This is a genomic window from Shinella sp. Sh6 (assembly GCF_055392685.1).
On sequence record NZ_AP044005.1, the window covers coordinates 2920635 to 2944191 of the forward strand.

Consider the following 23557-nt stretch of genomic DNA (forward strand, 5'->3'; position numbering starts at 1 on the left):
AAATGCCGGCACGGCTGCAGACGTTCGGCCAGCTGCGCCTGCTCGATGAGGGCGGAAACGACGTCGCCTTTCCCGAAAAGGCGCTGCTGATCCTCTGCTACCTTCGCACGCGCGGCCTTTCCGAAATGTCGCGCGCCGATGCGGCCGGCCTCTTCTGGGACGAGGCGAGCCCCGCCGCCTTCGCCAGCCTCCGCCAGACCGTCTCGCGCGTGCAGAAACGCCAGAACGAGCTCGGCCGGGCCTATCTCGCCTTCACCGAAAGCGCCATCGCCCTTGGACGCGAGCCCGTGGAATGCGACGTCGAGCAGGTCCGCGAGGGCGCCGGTCTCGGCCTTCTGGTCGAGCTTCTCGCCGAAGATTTCCTGAAATCGGCAAAACCCCGCAACCGAAGCCTCGAAAACTGGATCGCCCTGCAGCGCGCAGGCCACATGGCGCTTCTGCGCCGGGCCCTGGTCGACGGCGGGGAAGACGACGCCCCGCGGCAGGTCCGCTCCGCCGCCGCCCTCCGCCTTCTGGAAAGGACGCCCGACGACGAGGAGGTGCGCGCGCTCCTCATCGGGCGCCCGGCGGCCGTCGGCCTGATGACGCGGGAGCCGCCGGCACAGATCCTCCTGCCGCCGACCGGGGAGGCGCCGCCGCCGCGCCGCAACCCGCCGCGCCTCGTCCTCCTGCCGCCCGTCACAAGCCTTGCCTCTCGTGCGGCGGTCCGCTTTTCCGAAGCACTGATCGAGGACGTGACGATCGGCCTTTGCGTGCTGCGCTCCATTTCCATCATCGCGCCGCACACCGCCGCGCAGATCTCGCTGCAGGCTGACCGCGCCGCCACCTACGAGCGCCACAAGATCAGCTATATCCTGGAGACGCGGCTGCGCGACGAGGGCCAAGGGCATACGCTCTTCGCCCAGCTCATCTTCTTCGGCAGCGACGAGGTCATCTGGGCCGACCGTTTCCCGATCTCGGCGGAAGGCCTTGCGCGTTCCCGCCAGATGATCGCCCAGCACGTCGCCGGCGCCATCGCCACGCAGATCGAGCGCAACGAGCTGGTGCGCGGCGACTACGAGCGCGATGCGGATGCCTATCGCAGCTTCCTGATCGGCCAGGGGCACTTGAAGAACCTGGCGCTGCCGGATATCCGCCGCGCCCGCAAGAGCTTCCGCGAGGCCCTGCAGGCCAATGCCGGCTTCGCCCCGGCCATCGGCGGCCTTGCCCGCAGCTATTTCCTCGAATGGCTGGTGACGGCCCGCGGCGACGCCGACCTCCTGCGCCAGGCCGAGCGGCACGCGGAGATGGCCATCCGCGCCGACGAGCGCCTGCCCGCCGGCTACCGCGAACTCGGCGTCGTGAAACTCTACGCCCGCCAGTTCGACGACAGCGCGGCCTATCTCGACCGGGCCGAGGCGCTGAGCCCGCACTATGCCAATGTGATCGCGAGCTATGCCGACACGCTCGTGCAGGCCTCCCGGCCGGATGTGGGCCTGCAGAAGATCGAGCACGCGATCGAGCTCAACCCCCTGCCGCCGGACGAATATTTCTGGACGGCCGCCGGCGCCAGCTATTCGCTCGGGCACTACAGCCAGGCGCTCGACTATATCGGCCGCATGAAGGACCGCACGCCCGCCGACCGCCTTTCGGCGGCGAGCTGGAGCATGCTCGGCGACATGAAGAAGGCCCGGCAGTTCATTCGCCGCACCTACGAGGTGCACCCCGATTTCGACCTCGACTCCTGGATGGCGATCGTGCCCTTCAAGGAGGAGTGGCAGCGCGCGCACTACTACGAGGGCCTGAAGAAGGCCGGTTTCTGATTTTCCAAGGGAGGGCTGAACATGGCAAGGCTTGTTGTTCTGGGGATCGAAGGCGATGACGGCCTCTGGGTCGCCGATCTCGATGCCGGCACCGTCACGCAGATCGCCGCGCCGACGACCGGCGCGCTGAAGGCGGCGGACGACCTGCGCAAGGCCGGCGCGTCTGTGGTCAAGGGCGTCAATCTCGCCGCGCTCGCCTCCTCGGCGGACGCCGTGTCCGGCGGGTTCATGGACGTATCCGGCGGCTTCATGGACACATGAGCCGCGGCACCGCGGAAGTGGCGGCAGCCTGTTCGGACCGCATCTGCGGCCCCGATGAGACCTGGCGCCGGATCGCGGCGCTGCTGCCCCGCTTCGGCATCACCCGGCTGTCGCGCCTGACGGGGCTCGACCGTCCCGGCATTCCCGTCTGGAATGCCGTGAGCCCGAATGCCCGCTCGATCGTCATCAACCAGGGCAAGGGCATCACGGATATCGACGCCAAGGTCTCCGCCGCCATGGAGGCGCTGGAGCGGGCAGTGGCGGGCGATCCGCTCGTTCCCGCCCGTTCCGCCGCCCGGCGCGACTTCGCCGCGACGGGCGAAACGTGCCTTCCGCTCGACGTCTTCATCGCCGCCGGCCAGCCTTTCGTCGGCGAGGACGAGACGCTCGACTGGCTGGCCGGCCGCGACGTGGTGACGGGCGCGCGCGTCTGGGTGCCGCAGGAGGCCGTCTGCCTCGACCGAACGAATGCCACGCCGTGCTTCTGGCAATCCTCCGACGGCCTCGCCTCGGGCAATTGCGAGACGGAGGCCATGCTGCACGGCCTGCTGGAGCGCATCGAGCGGGATGCCGACCGGCTGTGGCGCCTCCTGCCGCGCGAAAGCCGCCTCGCGGCCGCCGTCGACCCCGCGGACCTTGCCAGTCCCGTCGTTGACGACCTTGCCGCCCGCTTCCACGGCAGCGGCCTCGATCTTCGCCTCTTCGACATCACCAGCGACCTCGCCGTTCCCACCTATGCCGCCGTGCTTGCCGAAAACGGCATCCTGAAGCGGCAGCGCCCGCTCTTCCACGATGCGACGATCGGCTACGGCACCCATCCCGTCGCCGCCCGGGCCGCCATCCGCGCGCTCACCGAGGTCGCCCAGTCGCGGCTGACCTTCATCAGCGGGGCGCGCGACGATCTCTTCGCCGAGACCTTCACCCGGCCGCTGCCGGCCGAGACGCTTGCGCTCTTCGAGGCCCGGCCGCGGCCGGCGAAGGCCTACCCCGCTCCCTCGGGCGATGCCGCCGCGCTGCTCGCCTGGTGCCTGGAGCGGCTGGCGGCGGCCGGCATCGGCCCGGTCGTCGCGGTGCCGCTCGGCGATGCCTCCCTTCCCGTCTCGGTGGTCAAGATGGTCGTGCCCGCCCTTGAAAATCCCGAAGGGGCGCGCCGCCATGCCGTCGGCCCCCGCGCGCTGTCCCGCATGGTGTTCGGAACGCCATGAAGATCCTCTTCGCCGGTCCCAGCCTGCCCGATGCCCCCCGCCTTTGCGCCGGCGCGGTCGAAGCCCGCCCGCCGGCCGCCCATGGCGACGTTCTTGCCGCGGTGCGTGCAGGCGCGACGGCCATCGGCATCGTCGACGGCAATTTCGAGCATGTCGCGCCCGTCTGGCACAAGGAGATCCTCTATGCGCTGGAGGCGGGTGTCGCCGTCTTCGGCGCGGCCAGCATGGGCGCGCTGCGGGCAGCCGAATGCGACACCTTCGGCATGATCGGCATCGGCGCCATCTACGAGGATTATGCAGGCGGCCGCCGTGTCGACGACGCGGATGTCGCGCTGCTGCACGGGCCGGCCGAACTCGGCTATCCCGCCCTCTCGCTCGCCCTCGTCAACGTGGAAGCGACGCTCGACCGACTGGAGACGCTGGGACGCCTCGGCGGAAAAGACCTGGAACGCCTTCGCACCGCCGCCCGCGCCCTCTTCTACAAGGACCGGACCTGGCCCGCGATCCTCAGCGGGGCTGGCCTTGCGGAAAACCGCGCCGATTTGATACAACTTATCCTCGCAGAAAATGTGGACAGAAAGCGGGAAGATGCACTCGCCCTCCTCGCCGCGCTTCGCGACTGCGGTACGGAAAGCCCTGCAAAACGGGGAGACTGGCGCTTTCGGGCGACATCTCTCTGGCGCATGGCGGCAGATCAACCGGAAACCTGAAAGAACGCGCGTTTTCCCATTCCGCGTGTGTCACGCCCAAGTCACGCGCGAAGCGGAAGTGTCACGCCTATACTCGCCGCGAGGGCTAGAAAAGAGCGTTCGCTCCGGGGGCAGGGACATGGACATCGATACGATCGAGAGTGAAGACCGCAGTCATGAACTGATGGCGCTGGCAAGGCTTGTCGCCTTCGCGCTGGAATCGGCAAAATCGCTGAACGCGGAGGTCGCCGAGTTCTGCCTGGACAAGGCATTGCATGCCGTGCTCGACCAGATCGACGAGCCGTCGCGCGTCACGCTGACGTCGAGCGACATCATGCTGATGAACCGCTCGCCGCTCTGCTGATCCATTCTCCAAGGCATATCGCACGGCCGGCCCTCGTCTGAGGACCGGCCGTCGATCCCGTTTGCAATCCCCATGCGATTTTTTCTCGATAGGGATGGAATGGAAGCGGCCCGGGTTCCGTATACTGGGGCATGAACGGAAAGACACCCGGCTTCAACGTGATCGGCCAGCTCGGCGCGCTTCGGCGCTATGCGCTCTCGCTCGTGCGCAGTGCGGACGAGGCCGAAGACCTCGTGCACGACGCGCTCGTGAAGGCCTATGAGCGGCAGGGGACCTTCCGCACCGGCGCCAATGTGCGCAACTGGCTGATGTCGATCCTGCACAATGCCCATGTCGACCGGCTGCGCCAGCGCCGCTCGCAGGAGCGCCGCCTCGACGCCCTCGCCGGGATCGCTCAGACCGTGGCGCCCGCCGACCAGGACCATTCGGTCCGCCTCACGCAGCTCCGCAACGCCTTCTTCGCCCTGCCGGAAGAGCAGCGCGCGGCCCTGCACCTGGTCGCCATCGAGGAGCTTTCCTACCAGGAGGCGGCCGAGGCGCTCGGCATTCCCGTCGGCACGCTGATGTCGCGCGTCGCCCGCGCGCGCCAGCGCCTGCGCGCCTTCGAGCAGGGCGAGCGGGCCGGCCCGGGCACCCATCTCAGACTCGTCGGAGGCACTGGCGATGACAAGCAATGATCCCATCCTCGAATCCGACCTCAACGCCTATGTCGACGAGCAGCTCGCCGTCGGCCGGCGCATCGAGGTGGAAGCCTATCTCTCGGAACGGCCGGAGGTCGCCGCGCAGATCATGAAGGACCTGCGCGTGCGCGACGAACTGCGCCTGGCGCTCGCCGACCACCGCACGCCGGGCCGACTCGCGACGCGCGAGGCCGCGCGGCTCCTGGAGCGTTCGCTGTCGCGCCGCCGCGTCTTCACGGGCTTGCGCCGCGCCGCCACCATCGCGCTCTTTGTCGCCGCCGGCTGGGCGGCCCATGCCGCCTTCGGCCCGTTCGGTGCAACGGAGGTCATCGCCTCCACCCCGCCGCCCGCCTTCGTGGAGGAGGCCGTGCGCGCGCACCGCACCACGCTCCTGCGCGACGCCATGGCATCGCAGCCGGAGACCGACGGCTTCGACCCGGCGGAAATCCGCTCAGCGACGGCCATCGTCCTGCCGGACCTGCCGGAGGGCTGGAGCGTGATCGACGCGCAGGTCTACCCCTCCGTCTACGGCCCGAGCGTGGAGCTGGAACTGGAGCCGGAAAAGGGCGAGCGCCTGTCGCTCTTCGCCGTGCGCCCCGGCTCCTTCGCCGTGCAGCAGGTCCTGCTCTTCCACGCCGACAATGCCCGCGCCGCCTACTGGCAGATCGGCGACGTCGCCTATGCGCTGGTCTCGGAAAGCCGCAAGGCCGACGACCTCGCCGGAACCGCGCGGGACCTCCTGCGCACGCTCTACTGATCCCCCCTACAAAGGAGAACCACCATGGAACCCATCCAGCAGCGATACGGCCACGGCGCGCAGGCGCAGTCGGCCGCCCTCTTCGACGAGGGCCTGCGCCAGCACATGCTGCGCATCTACAACTATATGGGCGCCGGCCTCGTCATCACCGGCCTCGTCGCCTTTGTCGTCGGCTCCACGCCGGCGCTTTACGTGCCGATCTTCACCTCGCCGCTCAAATGGGTGGTGATGCTGGCGCCGCTCGCCTTCGTCTTCTTCTTCTCGTTCAGGATCCAGACGATGTCGGCAAGCGCCGCGCAGATGACCTTCTGGGCCTTCTGCGCCGTCATGGGCCTCTCGCTCGCCTCGGTGTTCCTCGTCTTCACCGGCACGAGCATCGCCCGCACCTTCTTCATCGCCGCCACCATGTTCGGCACGACGAGCCTCTACGGCTACGTGACGAAGCGCGACCTCTCGCAGTTCGGCTCCTTCCTGATGATGGGCCTCATCGGCGTCGTCATCGCCTCCGTGGTCAACATCTTCCTCGGCTCGACCGCCCTGCAGTTCGCCATCTCGGTGATCGGCATCGCCGTCTTCGTCGGCCTCACCGCCTGGGACACGCAGAACATCAAGGAGCAATATGCCGAGAACATCGACCAGGAATCCCAGCAGAAGATGGCCGTCTTCGGCGCGCTCTCCCTCTACCTCAACTTCGTCAACATCTTCCAGCTGCTGTTGAATTTCACGGGCGAGCGGGAATAGTTTTCCCAAGCCACGTCAACTGGGACGGCGGGGCTATGCCCCGCCGTTTTTCTTTCCGCCAAGCCCCTCCTCTCTCCCCTCTCCTTCGTCATCCTCGGGCTTGACCCGAGGATCCATGCCCCAAATTCCACGCGTGCCGTTTCGGTGGATCCTCGGGTCAAGCCCGAGGATGACGACGGAGAGGGCGTCACGCGGGGCGTAATTCGATTGTTGTTTCAGCTAGATATCATCAATGCGCAGCGCAACAAAAAGTAAGCAAATACTTACATAAAATACCTATGTTGACAAATCCTCCCATAGCGTTTTTGCTTACCGCATTCACCAGGGGGGTCCCGACAAGGGGCTGAGATACTGCTGGCATCCGCAGCGCAGTGACCCGTTGAACCTGATCCAGTTCATACTGGCGTAGGGACGGTGCAAGCGCTGTGAGGGGCAATCCGTGAACCGGATTGCGCATCGGCGTCCTTCCATCATTCCGGCTCTAGGACTGGGTCTCCAACTGCAAACTTGGAGCCTCACCGATGAACATTGCCGCCCAGAAACTCACCCCCACCGTCACGACCGGCGCCTTGCCCGCCTCGCGGAAGATCCACATTCCCGGCGAACTGCACCCGGATATCCGCGTGCCGATGCGCGAGATCGCCCTGCATCCGACCTCCGGCGAGCCGCCCGTCACCGTCTACGACGCCTCCGGTCCCTACACCGATCCCGCCCATGCCGTTGCCATCGAGGCCGGCCTGCCGCGCCTTCGCGAAGGCTGGATCGCCGCCCGCGGCGACACCGAGGCCTATGACGGCCGCCATGTCCGCCCGGAGGACAACGGCTTTGCCACCGGCGAGCGGCTGACGCCGGAATTCCCGGTGCTGAGCCGCCCGCGCCGCGCGAAGGACGGCCGGGCCGTGACGCAGCTCGCCTATGCCCGCGCCGGCATCGTCACGCCGGAGATGGAGTTCATCGCCATCCGCGAAAACCTCGGCCGCAAGGCCGCGAAGGAGGCGCTCGCCCGCGACGGCGAGAGTTTCGGCGCGCACATTCCCGATTTCGTGACGCCGGAATTCGTCCGCCAGGAGGTCGCGAGCGGACGGGCGGTCATCCCCGCCAACATCAACCACCCGGAAGCCGAGCCGATGATCATCGGCCGGAATTTCCTGGTGAAGATCAACGCCAATATCGGCAACTCCGCCGTCACCTCCTCCATGGCGGAGGAGGTGGAGAAGATGGTCTGGGCGATCCGCTGGGGCGCCGACACGGTCATGGACCTTTCGACCGGCCGCAACATCCACAATATCCGCGAATGGATCGTCCGAAACTCGCCGGTCCCCATCGGCACCGTGCCGCTCTACCAGGCGCTGGAAAAGGTGAACGGCATCGCCGAGGACCTCACCTGGGAGGTCTTCCGCGACACGCTGATCGAGCAGGCCGAGCAGGGCGTCGACTATTTCACCATCCATGCCGGCGTGCGGCTGCACTACATTCCGCTGACCGTGAACCGCGTCACCGGCATCGTCTCGCGCGGCGGCTCGATCATGGCCAAGTGGTGTCTGCACCATCATCGCGAGAGCTTCCTCTACGAGCACTTTGAAGATATCTGCGACATCTGCCGCGCTTACGACGTTTCCTTCTCGCTCGGCGACGGCCTTCGCCCCGGCTCCATCGCCGATGCCAACGATGCCGCGCAATTCGCCGAACTCGAAACGCTGGGCGAGCTGACGCAGATCGCATGGGCGAAGGATTGCCAGGTCATGATCGAAGGCCCCGGCCATGTGCCGATGCACAAGATCAAGGAGAACATGGACAAGCAGCTTGCGACCTGCGGCGAGGCGCCGTTCTATACGCTCGGGCCGCTGACGACGGACATCGCTCCGGGCTACGACCACATCACCTCCGGCATCGGCGCGGCGATGATCGGCTGGTTCGGCACCGCCATGCTCTGCTACGTGACGCCGAAGGAGCATCTCGGCCTGCCCGACCGCGGCGACGTGAAGGTGGGCGTCATCACCTACAAGATCGCCGCCCATGCCGCCGATCTCGCCAAGGGCCATCCGGCGGCAAAAATCCGCGACGACGCCCTGTCGCGCGCCCGCTTCGAGTTCCGCTGGGAGGACCAGTTCAACCTCTCGCTCGACCCGGAGACGGCGCGCGCCTTCCACGACGAGACGCTGCCGAAGGAGGCGCACAAGGTCGCGCATTTCTGCTCCATGTGCGGGCCGAAATTCTGCTCCATGCGCATCTCGCACGATATCCGCGCCGAGGCGCAGAAGGAGGGGCTGGAGGCGATGGCCGCCAGGTTCCGCGAGGGGGGCGAGCTCTACATGCCGCTTGCGGGGGAATGACCATGCGCATTCTCGTCAAGGGCGCCGGCGTCGCCGGCCTGACGGTCGCCTGGCAGCTCTATCGCCACGGCTTCGACGTCACCATCGCCGAGTGCAACGCGGCGGCGGGCCTCGGCGCCTCCGGCTATGCCGGCGGCATGCTGGCGCCGTGGTGCGAGCGGGAGAGCGCGGAGGAACCCGTCCTCACGCTCGGCCGCCGCGCCGCCGACTGGTGGGAGGCGGCGCTTCCCGGCCATGTGCAGCGGCAGGGAACACTGGTGGTTGCCAGCGGGCGCGATGCCGGCGAGCTCGACCGCTTCGCCGGCCGCACGAGCGGCTGGCAATGGCTGGACGAAGCGGGCATCGCCGCCTTGGAGCCGGACCTTGCCGGCCGTTTCCGCCGGGCGCTGTTCTTCCGGCAGGAGGCGCATCTCGATCCGCGCCATACGCTCGCGGCGCTGACAGCGGGGCTGGAGGAGGCGCGCATGCGCTTCCTCTTCGCCAGCGCGGAAGAACCCGCCGGATACGACCGTATCGTCGATTGCACCGGCGCTGCGCAGATCGGCCGCCTGCCCGAGCTTCGCGGCGTGCGCGGCGAGATGCTGGCATTGGAAACCGGCGAGATCACCCTTTCCCGCCCCGTGCGCCTCCTGCATCCGCGCCACCCGATCTACATCGTGCCGCGCGGGAAAGGTCGCTTCATGGTGGGCGCGACGATGATCGAGAGCGACGATGCCGGCCCCGTCACCGCCCGCTCGCTGATGGAGCTGCTGAATGCCGCCTATGCCCTGCATCCTGCCTTCGGTGAGGCACGGCTTACGGAAACGGGCGCCGGCATCCGCCCGGCGTTTCCCGACAACCTGCCGCGCGTGACGGAGGCGGGGACGACCCTCCATGTCAACGGCCTCTACCGCCACGGCTTCCTGCTCGCGCCCGCCATGGCCGGGGAGGTCGCGCGGCGCCTGCTTGCCGAACAACCGGAAAGGAAAGCCTCATGACCCTGATCGTCAACGGCGAGAAACAGGAGACAACCGCCGCAACGCTCGCCGATCTCCTCTCGGCCCTCGACTACGAGGGCGAATGGCTGGCAACGGCGGTGAACGGCGAACTGGTGCATCGCGAGGACCGCGCCGCCTTCACGCTCGGCGAAAGCGACCGCATCGAAATCCTCTCGCCCATGCAGGGAGGCTGAGATGCTGAAGCTCTACGATACATGGGTGGAATCGCGCCTGCTGCTCGGCACCGCCCGCTATCCCTCCCCCGCCATCCTCGCCGAGGCGGTGCGGCGCGCGAAGGCGGAAATCGTCACCGTGTCGCTCCGCCGCGAGACGGCGGGTGGCAAGGCGGGCGGGGCCTTCTTCGACCTCGTGCGCGATCTCGGCGTGCGGGTCCTGCCCAACACGGCCGGCTGCCACAGCGTGCGGGAGGCGGTGCTGACGGCGAAGATGGCGCGGGACGTCTTCCGCACGGACTGGATCAAGCTGGAGGTGATCGGCCATCACGATACGCTCCAGCCGGATGTCTTCGGCCTCGTCGAGGCGGCGCGCATCCTGACCGGCGAGGGGTTCCAGGTCTTCCCCTATACGACCGACGACCTCGTCGTCGCCGAAAAGCTGCTGGAGGCCGGCTGCAAGGTGCTGATGCCCTGGTGCGCGCCGATCGGCTCGGCCATGGGGCCGGTGAACCCGGCGGCGCTCAAAACCTTCCGGGCGCATTTCCCGGATGTGCCGCTGATCGTCGATGCCGGCATCGGCCGCCCGTCCCATGCCAATGCCGTCATGGAACTCGGCTACGATGCCGTGCTGCTCAACACCGCCGTCGCCGGCGCCGGCGATCCCGCCGCGATGGCCGAGGCCTTTGCGCTCGCCATCGAGGCGGGACGGCTGGCGCACAGGGCCGTGCCACTGGAACCGCGCGACATGGCCGTCCCCTCCACCCCCGTCATCGGAAAGGCCGTCTTCGCATGACGCTCGATCCCTTCTATCTCATCGTCGACAGCGCCGGCTGGATCGACCGCCTCGTGCCGCTCGGCGTAAAGCTCGTGCAGCTTCGCATGAAGGACCTGCCGGAGGCGCACCTGCGCGCCGAGATCCGCCGCGCGAAAGCCACCTGCGCCGCCCATGGCTGCCAGCTCGTCGTCAACGACTACTGGCGGATCGCCATCAAGGAGGGCTGCGACTTCGTGCATCTGGGACAGGAGGACCTTGCGGAGGCCGATATCGCCGCCATCCGCGCCGCCGGAATGAAGCTCGGCCTTTCCACCCACGACGAGGCGGAGCTCGCAACCGCGCTTGCCGCAAGCCCCGACTACGTCGCCCTCGGCCCCGTTTGGCCGACAATCCTCAAGCAGATGAAATGGGCGCCGCAGGGGGTGGAAAGGCTGAAGGTGTGGAAGGCGCGCATCGCGCCGCTTTCGCTTGTCGCCATCGGCGGGCTCAACCCGGACCGCCTTTCCGTCGTCTTCGGGAACGGCGCCGACAGCGCCGCCGTGGTGACGGACATCACGCGGAGCGCCGAGCCGGAGGCGCGCACCCGCGAATGGATCGCCCGGACGGCCCGCTGGCGCTGATCAGATCTTCCAGAGCCGGCGGGCGTTTTCCGAAAGGACGCGGCGCTTTTCCTCCAGGCTGACGCCGGAGAGCAGCGCCTGCGTCGCGCCAACCCAGGTGGAAAGCCCGCCGCCCAGCGTGCAGACCGGCCAGTCGCTGCCCCAGACCATGCGGCCGAAGCCGAAGCTCTCCGCCACATGGGCGAAATAGGGCTTGAGGTCCTCCAGCGTCCAGTCCTCCGCGCCATAGGCCGGGATGCCGGAGAGCTTTACCGTCACGTTCGGCCGGCGGGCGATCTCGGCGAGCGGCCCCTTCCAGGCATCGAAGCCGCCACCCTTGATGTCCGGTACACCGCAATGGTCGAGCACGAAGGAGACGTCGGGGGAAAGATCGGCAAGCGCAATGGCCTTCTCGATCTGGTGCGGCAGCACGCAGAGATCGAAATTGAGGCCGGTTCCCGCAAGCCGGCGGATGTTTTCGCGGAAGAGCGCGCCCTCGGAAACGTCGTCCGGCACGACATGCAGCACGCGGCGGAAGCCGCGCACGAAGGGATCGGCAAGGACCGTTTCGAGATAGGCGGGGAAATCCGGCGATTCCGGCCGGCAGGAGGCGATGGCGCCGGCAAGGAGGCTCCCCGCCTGCCGCGAAAGCGCCTTGACCATCTCCGTCTCGCGCGCCATGTCCTCTTCCGCGACGTCCACCTCCATGTGCAGCGCCGCGACGATGCCGAGCCGGCGCGCCTCGCGCGCATAGGTCTCGTGGGTGAAATCGGCGTCGAGCGGCGGCGTGCCGGCCAGCCACGGATAGGACAGCCGGTCGCGGTAGATGAGATGCAGGTGGGTGTCGACGATCATGCGGCGGGCCTCCTCGGGACGGCAGACTGGCACAGAAGAATGAGCCGTTCAAATACGAATTATGCGTCGCCTTCCGCGGTGAAGCCCGCGCCGGTCATGTCCGAAAGGCGCGCGGTCGCCTGCGTGACGAGCTGGATGGCGGCGGAGATGTCGGGTGCGCCCGGCGTGTTGATCAGCGTGATATAGGGCACGGTCAGCGCGGCGATCGCCGTGCCGTCCGCCCCGCGCACCGGGGCGGAAAGGTTGATGACGCCGGCCGTCTGCGCGCTCGGCATTATCTCGTAGCCGCGCGCGCGGATAAGATCGAGCCGCGCGGAAAATTCCGCCGTCATGCGCCCGTCCGCGCCGCCTTCGCCGGCATGTTCGGCAATCATGCGGGCGCGCTCCACCTCCGGGCGGAAGGCGAGCAGCACATGGCCGGAGCCCGTGTCGAAAAGGCCGATGCGCGAGCCGACGCGGATGGAGATGCCCCAGTAGCCGGGCGCCTCCTGCTGGGCGATGACCACCGGATTGCCGCGGTCGAAGACCACGAGCTGGTTCGCCTGCCGGCAGGCTTCGGCAAGTTCGCGCATCACCGGCACGGCGAAGGAGACGAGCCGGCGCACCGGCGCATGGAGCTGGGCGAGGCCGAAGAGCTTCAGCGTCAGGGTGAAGCGGTCGCCGTCGATGCGGGTGACGTAGCCGCGCTTCACCAGCCGGTCGAGCATGCGGTAGAATTCGTTCGGGCTGCGGGCGAGGCGCTTGGCGATCTCCGCCTGCGTCAGGCCGCCGTCGACGCCCGCCAAGAGCTCGAGGATGTCGAGCCCCTTGTCCAGCGCCGGGGCGCGGTAGCGCTCGTTCTCTTCCTCCACGGTCCATCCTCTTTTGAACGGCGCCATTCATAGGCGCAGAAGCCGCCGGGCGGCAAGCCGGAAGCGGCATTTGCCCTTGACGAAAGCGTGCTTTTCACTTGTATATAAATGAAATGCTCACTCATGAGCAAGAACCTTGCTTCAGGGGCCTTCCCATGACCACGATCACCAGCCTGCGCTCGGTCGACCTGCGCTTTCCCACCTCGCAGAGCCTCGACGGCTCGGACGCCATGAACCCGGACCCGGACTATTCGGCCGCCTATGTCGTGCTCGGCACGGACAGGCCGGGGCTGGAGGGCCACGGCCTCACCTTCACCATCGGCCGCGGCAACGAGATCTGCTGCGCCGCCATCGAGGCGATGAAGCACCTGGTGGTCGGCCTCGACCTTGCCGAGGTACGGAAAAACCCCGGCGCCTTCTGGCGGCATGTGACGAGCGACAGCCAGTTGCGCTGGATCGGCCCGGACAAGGGCGCGATGCATCTGGCGACCGGCGCCCTGGTCAACGCCGTCTGGGACCTCCTCGCCAAGGAGGCCGGCAAACCCGTCTGGCGCCTCGTCGCCGAAATGAGCCCGGAAGAAATCCTCTCCATCCTCGACTTCCGCTACCTCACCGACGCGCTGACGCCGGAAGAGGCGCTCGCCATCCTGAAGAAGGCCGAGGCGGGCAAGGCGGAGCGCATCGCGACGCTCGAGAAGGAGGGCTATCCCTGCTACACGACCTCGGCCGGCTGGCTCGGCTATGACGACGAGAAGCTGCGCCGGCTCTGCCGCGAGGCGGTCGTGGAAGGCTTCACCCATATCAAGATGAAGGTCGGCCGCGACCTCGAGGACGACAAGCGCCGCCTTTCCATCGCCCGCGAGGTGATCGGCGACGGACGCACGCTGATGATCGACGCCAACCAGATCTGGGAGGTCGGGCAGGCGATCGACTGGGTGAAGGCCTTGCAGCCCTACAAGCCCTTCTTCATCGAGGAGCCGACGAGCCCGGACGACATCGCCGGCCACAGGGCGATCCGCGAGGCCGTCCATCCCGTGAAGGTGGCGACCGGCGAGATGTGCCAGAACCGCATCGTCTTCAAGCAGATGATCGCCGGCGGGGCCATCGACATCGTGCAGATCGACGCCTGCCGCATGGGCGGGCTCAACGAGGTGCTGGCCGTGCTGCTGATGGCCGCGAAATACGGTCTGCCCGTGTGGCCCCATGCCGGCGGCGTCGGCCTTTGCGAATATGTGCAGCATCTTTCGATGATCGACTATGTCGCCGTTTCCGGCACGAAGGACGGCCGGGTGATCGAATATGTCGACCACCTGCACGAACATTTCCTCGATCCCTGCCGCATCGAGAACGCCGCCTATATGCCGCCCGTCCGGCCCGGCTTTTCCATCGAGATGAAGCCGGCATCCATCGCCGCCTACACGTTCCGGCCCTGAGCGAAGCCTAAACGCCGGTCTGGAAATCGCCGGGCTGCGGCGGGGCGATGGGCTTGAAGAGCGTGCGGTCCGGCTTGAGGTCTAGGAGCGGCGTGCCGTCGAGGCAATCGAGGCCGCGCACGAAAAGGCGATTGCCCTCCACCGTCTCCAGAAGCACGATGGAAGTGCCGATCGGGTTCGGCCGCACGGGCGAGCGCAGCGCAAAGGTGCCATGCACCTTGCCGCTCGAGGCCGGGCTTTGCAGCACGAGATCGCGGCGCGACTGGTGCAGCCAGTAAAGCACCTCCAGCCGCTCGAAACGCTCGATGCCCGCGAGCGCCCGCACCCACGGCTCGAAAATCTCGATCTCACAGATAGGCCCGTCAGGACGCCCCTGCCGCGGCGTTTCCATGCGCGAGGTCCAGGGCGTCGAAATCCGCCCGATGAAGATTAGCTGCGCATCCGCCGGCTCCGGCGCGGTAACCGCCACCTCGTTCTCGCGGATTTCGTTCAGCCGGACCATGCGTGTCTCCATCGCTATATTCATGTGAATACGACGATAGCGGCCTCCGGACTCTTTTGAAAGATATAAATCTCGATATATCTTGAATTCCGTTATATCGAGATTTATATCGGGATTATGAGACACAGAATGGGATGCGGCCCTCACCGCCACTTTTCACCGCCCGACGACCGTTCGGGTCCCTTCCATCACGGCCACGGCCGGGGCGGACGCCACCGCGGACGCCTTTTCGACTACGGCGAACTGCGCCTCCTGCTGCTGGCCATCATCGCCGACGCGCCGAGCCACGGCTATGAACTGATCAAGACCGTCGAGGAACGCTTCGGCGGCAGCTACAGCCCCAGCCCCGGCGTCATCTACCCGACGCTCTCCTGGCTGGACGACATGGGCTATGCCGTGATCGAGCCGGCCGAAGGCGGGCGCAAGCGCTACCGCATCACGCAGGAAGGCAAGGCCTTCCTCGACGCCAACCGCGCCGCGATCGACGAGCTCATGGCGCGGGCGGGCGGGCGCGGCCCCGGCCGGCGCGAGGGCGTACCCGCCCCCGTCGTGCGCGCCATGGAGAACCTGAAGCTCGCCATGCGGCTGCGGCTGCGACAGGGAGACGTCAGCGAGGAAGCGGCCGAAGCCATCGCCGCAGCGCTCGACCTTGCTGCCCGGACCGTGGAGAAAAGCTGATGGTGAGAAGCGAAACCGCCATCGGCACCGAACAGGCGAGCCGCTACCTGCAGCAGCTCTGCAAGCACTTCGCCCACAAGATCCCCGCCACCTTCGACGAGAATGTCGGCGAAATCTCCTTCTCCGTCGGCGAATGCCGGCTGAAGGCGGAGGGCGCTACGCTCCATATTCTGCTGGAAGCGCCAAACGCAGAAGACATGGAGCAGTTGAAGGACGTCGTCATCCGCCATCTCGTCCGCTTCGCCTTCCGCGAGGAACTGACCGCGAACTGGCAGGATGCCTGATCAGAGGGCGCCGGCGGCTTCCGAATGCTGCCGGCGCCAGTCCGTCGGGGAGAAGCCCGTCCGCCTGCGGAAGAAGCGGGAGAAATAGGCGGGATCCTCGAAGCCGGTCTCCCGGCCGATATCCTCGACCGGGCGGATGGTGAAGCGCAAGAGGCGCTTGGCCTCCAGCAGGCGCCGCTCCAGAACCATGTCCTTCACCGTCTGGCCGAACACCGTGCGCGCCGCCTTGTCGAGCAGGTGCGGCGTCGTCGCCAGGATCTCGACATAGCGGCCGACCGGCCAGTCCTCGCGATAGTGCCGGTCGATGGCCCGGCGCAGCTCCAGCCCGAGCGCGACGGCGGGAGAGGCCGCCTCGAAGCCGGCCGTTCCGCCGAGCCGCGCCATCAGCGACAGCACCACGCCGACGAGCCCGGCAAGCAGCCGCTCGCTCGCCGCCGCCCCGCCGCGGTATTCCTCCATCACCATGTCGAGCAGGCTGCCGAGCCGCGCCCAGCCCGGCGCATCCGCCGCACCGCAGAGCATCGCCGGCACGTCGAGCGCAAGGTCCACCTGCGGCGCCATGGCCCGCAGGAGATCGTCGGAGACCGAGACGACGATGGCATCCGATTGCTCGCCGACATCGAAGCCATGCACGACGTTGCTCGGCACGAAGCTGACGGCGGGAGCGGAAAAATTCCAAGTGCGATCTTCGACCTGATAGCGCCCTTCACCCTTGAACCAGTAGGTGATCTGGCCCATCAGCGGATGCTTGTGCGGCGCGACACGGCCGAAATGCACGCTCCTGCGCTCCATCACCGTCTCGACATGCAGGAAGCCGACGTCGAGTGCGCGGCTCGGCTCGCCGTAGACGAAGAAGGCGGGAACGTCGGCACGGGCAATCATGCCCAAAAAAGTACCAGCGAATTGCCCCGTTTGTCCATGGCGGCCGCGGCATCGCCGACTTAGCATTCGTCAGAATTCTGAGGAGGATGCAGCATGCGTGCGGAAGACCATCGCAGCGACAAGACCCGGCCGTTCACCGGCGCCGAATATCTGGCGAGCCTTTGCGACGGGCGGGAAGTCTATATCAACGGCGAGCGCATCGCCGACGTCACCAGCCACCCCGCCATGCGCAATTCGGCCCGCTCCATCGCCCGCATGTACGATGCGCTGCACAATCCGAAGCGTAAGGAAATACTTACATCGCCGACCGATACCGGCTCCGGCGGCTACACGCACAAATATTTCCGCGTCGCCCATTCCGCCGCCGATCTTGTCGCCCAGCAGGGCGCCATCGCCGACTGGGCGCGCATGTCCTATGGCTGGATGGGCCGCACGGCGGACTACAAGGCCGCCCTCATGAACACGCTCGGGGCGAATGCCGACTGGTACGGCCCCTTTAAGGACAATGCGCTTTCCTGGCACAGGCGCGCCCAGGAAAGCGTGCTCTTCATGAACCACGCCATCGTCAACCCGCCGATCGACCGCCACAAGCCGGCCGACGCCGTGAAGGACGTCTTCGTCCACATCACGAAGGAAACCGATGCCGGCATTTTTGTCTCCGGCGCCAAGGTCGTCGCCACCTCCTCGGCGCTGACGCATTACAACTTCCTCGCCCAGAGCTCGGCGACCGTCACCGAGGACCCGTCGCTCTCCGTCATGTTCATCCTGCCGATGAATGCGCCGGGCGTAAAAATGTTCTGCCGCGTCTCCTACGAGCAGACGGCCAATGCCGCGGGCCATCCCTTCGACTACCCGCTCTCCTCGCGCTTCGACGAGAACGACGCGATCCTCGTGCTCGACAATGTCTTCATCCCCTGGGAGGACGTGCTGGTGCTGCGCGATGCGGCGAAGATCCTCTCCTTCCACCCGGCCTCCGGCTTCATGCACGGCTATTGCTTCCAGGGCTGCACGCGCCTTGCGGTGAAGATGGACTTCCTCGCCGGCCTCCTCGCGAAAGCCCTGCGCGCCACCGGGGGCGACGCTTTCCGCGGCAACCAGGCGATGCTCGGCGAGGTGATCGCCATCCGCCACCAGTTCTGGGCCTTTTCCAACGCCATGGCCTACAACCCGATCCCCTGGGCGAACGGCACGGTGCTGCCGAACCTCGAAGCCGCGCTCTGCTACCGCACCTTCATGTCGGAGGCCTATCCGAAGGTCATCGACATCGTGCGCCGCACGGTGGCCTCGGGCCTCATCTATCTGCCTTCCTCGGCGAAGGATTTCGCCAATCCCGAGATCGACCGCTACCTCGCGCAATATGTCCGCGGCTCGAACGACATGGGCCATATCGAGCGCATCAAGATCATGAAGCTCCTTTGGGATGCGACCGGCACGGAATTCGGCGGACGCCACGCGCTCTACGAGCTCAACTATGCCGGCGCGCCGGAGGAGGTGCGCCTGCAGGTGCTGAAGGGCGCCGAGCGCGGCGGGCGGCTGAAGGAGATGGAAGCCCTCGTCGACCAGTGCATGGCCGATTACGACGAGACCGGCTGGACGGGCGACACCTGGCTGCCGCCGCTCGGCGACGATGCCCTGCGCGATGCGGCCGAATGAGGGCCGCACGATGGACAGCAACGTCTCCCGGACCGAATTCCGCAACGCGATGGCGCGGGTCTGCGCGCCGGTCAACGTGATCACCACCAAGGGCGCGGCCGGGCGCGGCGGCTTCACCGCGACCGCCATGTGCTCGGTGACCGACGAGCCGCCGACGCTGCTCGTCTGCATGAACAGCCGCTCGGCCCAGACGGGCCTCTTCATCGAGAACGGCCGCTTCTGCGTCAACGTGCTGACGCAGGAGCACAAGGGCCTCGCCGCCTCCTTCGCGGGCCGCGAGGCCGACATGGAGGCGCGCTACGGCGAAGCCGAATGGCTGGACCTTGCCTCCGGCAACCAGGCGCTTGCCGATGCCATCGTCTCCTTCGATTGCCGGCTGACGGAGGCCCGGCTGGTGGGTACCCACAATATCCTCATCGGCGAGGTGATGGACATCCGCTGCCGGCGCGACGGGCATGCGCTCCTCTATTTCGACCGCAACTACGTGCATGTGCCGACGCAGGCCGGCAGTTTCGGCGGATAGGACAAGGCCGCAGGAGCCTCTTGACAAGCGCTCTTCTATTTAACATGTTAAATAAAGAATTGCGTGCCGGGAGGAACCATGCCGCATCTCACCGTCGAATATTCGGCCAATCTGGAAGGCCGCACCGATCTTGACGCGCTCTGTGCGGCGCTGCTGGAAACGGTGCTGGAAACCGGCCTCTTCGAGGTCGGCGCCGTGCGGGTGCGGGCACTTCGCGCCGACCACTACGCGATTGCCGACCGCCTGCCGGAAAACGCCTTCGTCGACCTCAGCCTGCGCATCGGCAAGGGCCGGAGCGCAGAGGAGAAAAAGCGCGCCGGCGAGGCGCTCTTTGCCACGGCCGGAAGGCTGCTCGCCCCCCTCTTCGAAACGCCGCACTTCGCGCTCTCGCTCGAAATCCGCGAGATCGACGCGGAACTGAGCTGGAAGAAGAACGCCATCCATCCGCGCCTGCGCGGCAAGTAAGGAAACACCATGTCGAAACTTCAGGAAAACATCGCCAGGGCGGAGGCCTACCTTGCCCGCTTCAAGGAGAAGGGCGTCTTGAACCGCATCGCCGGCGAGGACGCCGCGGCGGCGGACGGCGCGACCTTCGAGACCATCTCTCCCGTCGACCTGAAGCCGCTCGCAACCGTCGCGAAGGGCACCGCCGCCGATATCGACCGCGCGGCGAAGGCCGCGAAGGCCGCCTTCGCCGACTGGGCCGCCATGCCCGGCGCCGCCCGCAAGAAGCTGCTGCACAAGATCGCCGACGCCATCGTGGCGCGGGCGGAGGAGATCGCCTTCGTCGAATGCATGGATACGGGGCAGTCGCTGCGCTTCATGGCGAAGGCCGCGCTGCGCGGGGCGGAGAACTTCCGCTTCTTCGCCGACCGCGCGCCGGAGGCCCGCGACGGCAGGACGCTGCGCACCGAAACCCAGGTCAACATGACGACCCGCGTGCCGATCGGCCCGGTCGGCATCATCACGCCCTGGAACACGCCCTTCATGCTTTCGACGTGGAAGATCGCGCCCGCGCTCGCCGCCGGCTGCACCATCGTCCACAAGCCGGCCGAGTTCTCGCCGCTGACGGCGCGCCTGCTGGTCGAGATCGCCGAGGAGGCCGGCCTGCCGAAGGGCGTGTGGAACCTCGTCAACGGTTTCGGCGAGGATGCCGGCAAGGCGCTCACCGAGCATCCGCTGATCAAGGCCATCGGCTTCGTCGGCGAAAGCCGCACCGGCTCGATGATCATGAAGCAGGGCGCCGACACGCTGAAGCGCGTGCATTTCGAGCTCGGCGGCAAGAACCCCGTCGTCGTCTTCGCCGATGCGGACCTCGAGCGGGCGGCGGACGCCGCCGTCTTCATGATCTATTCGCTGAACGGCGAGCGCTGCACCTCCTCCTCGCGCCTCCTGGTGGAAGAGAGCATCTACGGGAAATTCACCGCCCTCGTCGCTGAGAAGGCAAGCCGCATCAAGGTCGGCCATCCGCTCGATCCGGAGACCGTCGTCGGCCCGCTGATCCATCCGGTACATGAGAAGAAGGTGCTCGACTATATCGAGATCGGCCGCAAGGAGGGCGCTACGGTCGCGGCGGGCGGCGGGAAATTCGCAGGTCCCGGCGGCGGCTGCTATGTTCACCCGACCCTCTTCACCGGCGCGACCAACACCATGCGCATCGCACAGGAAGAGATCTTCGGCCCCGTCTTGACGGCCATTCCCTTCAGGGACGAGGCGGAGGCGCTGGCGCTCGCCAACGATGTCCAGTACGGCCTCACCGGCTATCTGTGGACCTCAGACGTCACGCGCGCCTTCCGCTTCACCGATCATCTCGACGCGGGCATGATCTGGGTGAACTCGGAGAACGTGCGCCACCTGCCGACGCCCTTCGGCGGCGTCAAGAATTCCGGCATCGGCCGAGACGGCGGCGACTGGTCCTTCGACTTCTACATGGAGACGAAGAACATCGCCTTCGCCACGAGCGCCCACGCGATTCCAAAGCTTGGCGGCTGAAGCCGCCGGCCCGAAATTCGGCGGCCGATCGCCGCCGCCCAAAGACTGCGCCCGCACTCGCCTGTCGAGGCGGGCTTGAGGAGGACCCCATGCCCGTACCCCAGCCCAATCTCTACCCGCCCTTCAACATCGTGCGGCTCAGCCATGTCGAATTCGGCGTCACCGACCTTGCGAAATCCCGCGCCTTCTATGTCGACACGCTCGGTCTGCAGGTGACGGACGAGACGGCCGACACGATCTATCTGCGCGCCATGGAAGAGCGCGGCCACCATTGCATCGTGCTCCGGAAATGCGACAGGCCGGAAGCGCGCGACCTCGGCTTCAAGGTCTTCGACGACGGCGACCTCGACAAGGCCGCGCATTTCTTCAAGGGCAAGGACCTGCCGGTGGAATGGGTGGAGCGCCCCTATCAGGGCCGCACCTTCCGCACGCGCGACCCGATGGGCATTCCGCTGGAATTCTACACGAAGATGGACCGCCTGCCGCCGATCCACCAGAAATATGCGCTCTATCGCGGCGTCAAGCCGCTGCGCATCGATCATTTCAACTGCTTCTCGCCGGATGTCGACGCCTCCGTCGCCTTCTACAACGAGCTCGGCTTCCGCGTGACGGAGTACACCGAGGACGAGGAGAGCGGCAGGCTCTGGGCCGCCTGGACGCACCGCAAGGGCGGCGTGCACGACATCGCCTTCACCAACGGCCGCGGCCCGCGCCTCCACCACACCGCCTTCTGGGTGCCGACGCCGCTCAACATCATCGACCTGCTCGACCTGATGGCGACGACGGGCTGGGTCTCCAACATCGAGCGCGGCCCCGGCCGCCACGGCATCTCCAATGCCTTCTTCCTCTATATCCTCGATCCGGACGGCCACCGCATCGAGATCTACTGCTCGGACTACCAGACGGTGGACCCGGACCTCGAGCCCATCAAGTGGGACCTCAAGGACCCGCAGCGCCAGACGCTCTGGGGTGCGCCTGCGCCGAAATCCTGGTTCGAGCACGGCAGCCTCTTCGCCGGCACGGCGGTCTCGGATTCGCAGCTCAAGGCCCAGCCGATCATCGCGCCCTGAGACGCATTGCAAATCCCCGGCCGAGCGCCGAGAACAGGGCAATGCCTGAAGGGAGCAAGACATGGACAGCGAAGAATTCCGCAAGTGGTCGCGAACCGCCGCCGACTGGGGCGCCGACTACCGGGCGGGCCTGCGCGAGCGGCCGGTGCGCGCCCGGACGAAGCCGGGCGACATCGCCCGGCAGATCGCCGACGCCGCCCCGGAGACGGGCGAGGCCATGGAGACGATCTTCGCCGATTTCGAGCGCATCGTTCCTGACGGGCTCACCCATTGGCAGCATCCGCGCTTCTTCGCCTATTTCCCGGCCAATGCCGCGCCCGTCTCGGTGATCGCCGATTACCTCGTCACCGCCGTCGCCGCCCAGTGCATGCTCTGGCAGACCTCGCCGGCGGCGACGGAACTGGAAACCCGCACCGGCGACTGGCTGCGCCGGGCGCTCGGCCTGCCGGACGGCTTTGCCGGCGTCATCCAGGATTCGGCCTCCACCGCAACGCTCGCCGCCGTGCTGGTGATGCGCGAAAAGGCGCTTTCCTGGAAGGGCAACAGCGAGGGGCTGGCCGCGCACAAGGCCGTGCGCGTCTATGCCTCGAAACAGGTCCACACCTCCATCGACCGCGCCATCTGGATTTCCGGCATCGGCGAGGCGAACCTCGTGCGCATCCCGACGAAGGGGCCGCTCAACGGCATGGACCCGGAGGCGCTCGACGCCGCGATCAAGGCGGACCTTGCGGCCGGCCATATCCCGGCCGGCGTCATCGCCTGCACCGGTGGCACCTCCATCGGCGCGTGCGATCCGATCCGCGACGTGGCGGCGGTGGTAAAAGCCCACGGCCTCTATCTGCATGTGGACGCGGCATGGGCAGGCTCGGCGATGATCTGCCCGGAATTCCGCACGCTCTGGGACGGCATCGAGGCGGCCGATTCCATCGTCTTCAACCCGCACAAATGGCTCGGCGCCAATTTCGACTGCTCGGTGCAGTTCATCAGGAACCCGGAGGATCAGGTACGTACGCTGGCCATCCAGCCGGAATACCTGAAGACCCACGGCCATGACGGCATCGTCAACTATTCCGAATGGTCCGTGCCACTCGGCCGGCGCTTCCGTGCGCTGAAGCTCTGGTTCCTGATGCGCTACCACGGACTTGAGGGCCTGCGCGCAATGATCCGCAACCATGTGAAATGGTCGGAGGAACTCGCCGGGCGGCTTGCCGCCGAACCGGACTTCGAGATCGTCAGCGCGCCGGTGCTCTCGCTCTTCTCCTTCCGCCACAAGAGCGGCGAGGATGCCGACGCGCACAACATCGCCCTCGTCAACGCCATCAACGACGACGGCCGCATCTATCTCACACAAACCCGCGTCGACGGGCGCATCGCCATCCGCTTCCAGGCCGGCCAGTTCGAGATGACGCGCGACGACGCCGACACCGCCTTCAGGGCGATCACCGAGATCGCCCGCAGACCGACTTAAGGAGACC

At 67.0% G+C, this 23557-nt stretch carries 26 protein-coding genes and 1 riboswitch; of the genes, 22 read left to right on the plus strand and 4 right to left on the minus strand.

Going from position 1 to position 23557, the window contains the following annotated elements; all coding sequences use genetic code 11:
• The first annotated feature begins 2 nt into the window (after positions 1-2).
• The 13 genes from ACZ5TO_RS13940 to ACZ5TO_RS14000 all read left to right on the plus strand — a co-directional run bounded on the left by ACZ5TO_RS13940 (position 3) and on the right by ACZ5TO_RS14000 (position 11380).
• On the plus strand, positions 3-1802 hold the full coding sequence (locus ACZ5TO_RS13940) for a hypothetical protein (RefSeq protein ID WP_464798508.1): 1800 nt from the start codon (positions 3-5) through the stop codon (positions 1800-1802).
• 21 nt (positions 1803-1823) lie between these two features.
• Positions 1824-2063 (plus strand): hypothetical protein, encoded by a 240-nt coding sequence (locus tag ACZ5TO_RS13945; RefSeq protein ID WP_184145990.1) that lies wholly within the window; start codon positions 1824-1826, stop codon positions 2061-2063.
• Positions 2060-3268, plus strand: a complete 1209-nt coding sequence (locus tag ACZ5TO_RS13950; RefSeq protein ID WP_464798509.1) for a YcaO-like family protein — start codon at positions 2060-2062, stop codon at positions 3266-3268. Before ACZ5TO_RS13945 ends, ACZ5TO_RS13950 begins: the two co-directional genes overlap by 4 nt.
• Entirely contained in the window at positions 3265-3978 is a 714-nt protein-coding gene (locus tag ACZ5TO_RS13955) for a TfuA-like protein (RefSeq protein WP_464798510.1), read from the plus strand. The genes ACZ5TO_RS13950 and ACZ5TO_RS13955 overlap by 4 nt, the downstream gene beginning before the upstream one ends.
• 118 nt (positions 3979-4096) lie before the next feature.
• Complete coding sequence (locus ACZ5TO_RS13960) at positions 4097-4321, plus strand: hypothetical protein (protein ID WP_184145984.1); 225 nt, start codon at positions 4097-4099, stop codon at positions 4319-4321.
• 131 nt (positions 4322-4452) lie between these two features.
• The gene (locus ACZ5TO_RS13965; RefSeq protein WP_464798511.1) at positions 4453-4998 is read left to right on the plus strand and encodes a sigma-70 family RNA polymerase sigma factor; all 546 of its coding nucleotides are present in this window, start codon (positions 4453-4455) and stop codon (positions 4996-4998) included.
• Entirely contained in the window at positions 4985-5758 is a 774-nt protein-coding gene (locus ACZ5TO_RS13970; protein ID WP_464798512.1) for an anti-sigma factor family protein, read from the plus strand. The genes ACZ5TO_RS13965 and ACZ5TO_RS13970 overlap by 14 nt, the downstream gene beginning before the upstream one ends.
• A 24-nt stretch (positions 5759-5782) precedes the next feature.
• Positions 5783-6499, plus strand: a complete 717-nt coding sequence (locus tag ACZ5TO_RS13975) for a Bax inhibitor-1/YccA family protein (RefSeq protein ID WP_464798513.1) — start codon at positions 5783-5785, stop codon at positions 6497-6499.
• Between the two features lie 313 nt (positions 6500-6812).
• Positions 6813-6929: riboswitch (TPP riboswitch) on the plus strand.
• Positions 6930-7020: 91 nt separating this feature from the next.
• On the plus strand, positions 7021-8832 hold the full coding sequence (thiC, locus tag ACZ5TO_RS13980) for a phosphomethylpyrimidine synthase ThiC (RefSeq protein WP_464798514.1): 1812 nt from the start codon (positions 7021-7023) through the stop codon (positions 8830-8832).
• Between the two features lie 2 nt (positions 8833-8834).
• Positions 8835-9809, plus strand: a complete 975-nt coding sequence (thiO, locus tag ACZ5TO_RS13985; RefSeq protein ID WP_464798515.1) for a glycine oxidase ThiO — start codon at positions 8835-8837, stop codon at positions 9807-9809.
• Complete coding sequence (gene thiS / locus ACZ5TO_RS13990; protein ID WP_464798516.1) at positions 9806-10003, plus strand: sulfur carrier protein ThiS; 198 nt, start codon at positions 9806-9808, stop codon at positions 10001-10003. Before thiO ends, thiS begins: the two co-directional genes overlap by 4 nt.
• A gap of 1 nt (position 10004) precedes the next feature.
• Complete coding sequence (locus tag ACZ5TO_RS13995) at positions 10005-10778, plus strand: thiazole synthase (protein WP_464798517.1); 774 nt, start codon at positions 10005-10007, stop codon at positions 10776-10778.
• On the plus strand, positions 10775-11380 hold the full coding sequence (locus ACZ5TO_RS14000; protein WP_464798518.1) for a thiamine phosphate synthase: 606 nt from the start codon (positions 10775-10777) through the stop codon (positions 11378-11380). The genes ACZ5TO_RS13995 and ACZ5TO_RS14000 overlap by 4 nt, the downstream gene beginning before the upstream one ends.
• Here ACZ5TO_RS14000 and ACZ5TO_RS14005 read toward each other — a convergent pair whose 3' ends face one another.
• Both ACZ5TO_RS14005 and ACZ5TO_RS14010 read right to left on the minus strand, forming a co-directional pair.
• On the minus strand, positions 11381-12214 hold the full coding sequence (locus ACZ5TO_RS14005; RefSeq protein WP_464798519.1) for an amidohydrolase family protein: 834 nt from the start codon (positions 12212-12214) through the stop codon (positions 11381-11383).
• A 59-nt stretch (positions 12215-12273) separates the two neighbouring features.
• Positions 12274-13065, minus strand: a complete 792-nt coding sequence (locus ACZ5TO_RS14010) for an IclR family transcriptional regulator (protein ID WP_464798520.1) — start codon at positions 13063-13065, stop codon at positions 12274-12276.
• A gap of 155 nt (positions 13066-13220) precedes the next feature.
• Here ACZ5TO_RS14010 and ACZ5TO_RS14015 point away from each other — a divergent pair, with 155 nt between their 5' ends.
• Positions 13221-14498, plus strand: coding sequence for an L-fuconate dehydratase (locus tag ACZ5TO_RS14015; RefSeq protein WP_464798521.1), 1278 nt, complete (start codon positions 13221-13223; stop codon positions 14496-14498).
• Between the two features lie 7 nt (positions 14499-14505).
• On the opposite strand, the gene tsaA is transcribed toward ACZ5TO_RS14015, so the two are convergent.
• Positions 14506-15000 carry a tRNA (N6-threonylcarbamoyladenosine(37)-N6)-methyltransferase TrmO gene (gene tsaA, locus ACZ5TO_RS14020; protein WP_464798522.1) on the minus strand — a complete coding sequence of 165 codons (495 nt, stop codon included), beginning with the start codon at positions 14998-15000 and terminating at the stop codon, positions 14506-14508.
• 129 nt (positions 15001-15129) lie between these two features.
• On the opposite strand from tsaA, the gene ACZ5TO_RS14025 reads away from it, so the two are divergent.
• Positions 15130-15678: a PadR family transcriptional regulator gene (locus tag ACZ5TO_RS14025; RefSeq protein ID WP_464798523.1), complete on the plus strand. Its 549-nt coding sequence runs from the start codon at positions 15130-15132 to the stop codon at positions 15676-15678.
• The gene (locus ACZ5TO_RS14030) at positions 15678-15962 is read left to right on the plus strand and encodes a DUF2218 domain-containing protein (RefSeq protein ID WP_464798524.1); all 285 of its coding nucleotides are present in this window, start codon (positions 15678-15680) and stop codon (positions 15960-15962) included. The genes ACZ5TO_RS14025 and ACZ5TO_RS14030 overlap by 1 nt, the downstream gene beginning before the upstream one ends.
• Here ACZ5TO_RS14030 and ACZ5TO_RS14035 read toward each other — a convergent pair whose 3' ends face one another.
• Entirely contained in the window at positions 15963-16844 is an 882-nt protein-coding gene (locus ACZ5TO_RS14035) for a helix-turn-helix domain-containing protein (protein ID WP_464798525.1), read from the minus strand. It abuts the gene before it with no gap.
• 93 nt (positions 16845-16937) lie between these two features.
• On the opposite strand from ACZ5TO_RS14035, the gene ACZ5TO_RS14040 reads away from it, so the two are divergent.
• The 6 genes from ACZ5TO_RS14040 to ACZ5TO_RS14065 all read left to right on the plus strand — a co-directional run bounded on the left by ACZ5TO_RS14040 (position 16938) and on the right by ACZ5TO_RS14065 (position 23550).
• Complete coding sequence (locus tag ACZ5TO_RS14040) at positions 16938-18497, plus strand: 4-hydroxyphenylacetate 3-hydroxylase N-terminal domain-containing protein (protein ID WP_464798526.1); 1560 nt, start codon at positions 16938-16940, stop codon at positions 18495-18497.
• A 10-nt stretch (positions 18498-18507) separates the two neighbouring features.
• Positions 18508-19020, plus strand: coding sequence for a flavin reductase (locus ACZ5TO_RS14045; protein ID WP_184145251.1), 513 nt, complete (start codon positions 18508-18510; stop codon positions 19018-19020).
• Between the two features lie 78 nt (positions 19021-19098).
• On the plus strand, positions 19099-19485 hold the full coding sequence (locus tag ACZ5TO_RS14050) for a 5-carboxymethyl-2-hydroxymuconate isomerase (protein WP_464798527.1): 387 nt from the start codon (positions 19099-19101) through the stop codon (positions 19483-19485).
• A gap of 9 nt (positions 19486-19494) precedes the next feature.
• Positions 19495-21012: a 5-carboxymethyl-2-hydroxymuconate semialdehyde dehydrogenase gene (gene hpaE / locus ACZ5TO_RS14055; protein WP_464798528.1), complete on the plus strand. Its 1518-nt coding sequence runs from the start codon at positions 19495-19497 to the stop codon at positions 21010-21012.
• 89 nt (positions 21013-21101) lie between these two features.
• The gene (gene hpaD, locus ACZ5TO_RS14060; RefSeq protein ID WP_464798529.1) at positions 21102-22082 is read left to right on the plus strand and encodes a 3,4-dihydroxyphenylacetate 2,3-dioxygenase; all 981 of its coding nucleotides are present in this window, start codon (positions 21102-21104) and stop codon (positions 22080-22082) included.
• Between the two features lie 61 nt (positions 22083-22143).
• On the plus strand, positions 22144-23550 hold the full coding sequence (locus tag ACZ5TO_RS14065; RefSeq protein ID WP_464798530.1) for a pyridoxal phosphate-dependent decarboxylase family protein: 1407 nt from the start codon (positions 22144-22146) through the stop codon (positions 23548-23550).
• The last annotated feature ends 7 nt before the right edge of the window (positions 23551-23557 follow it).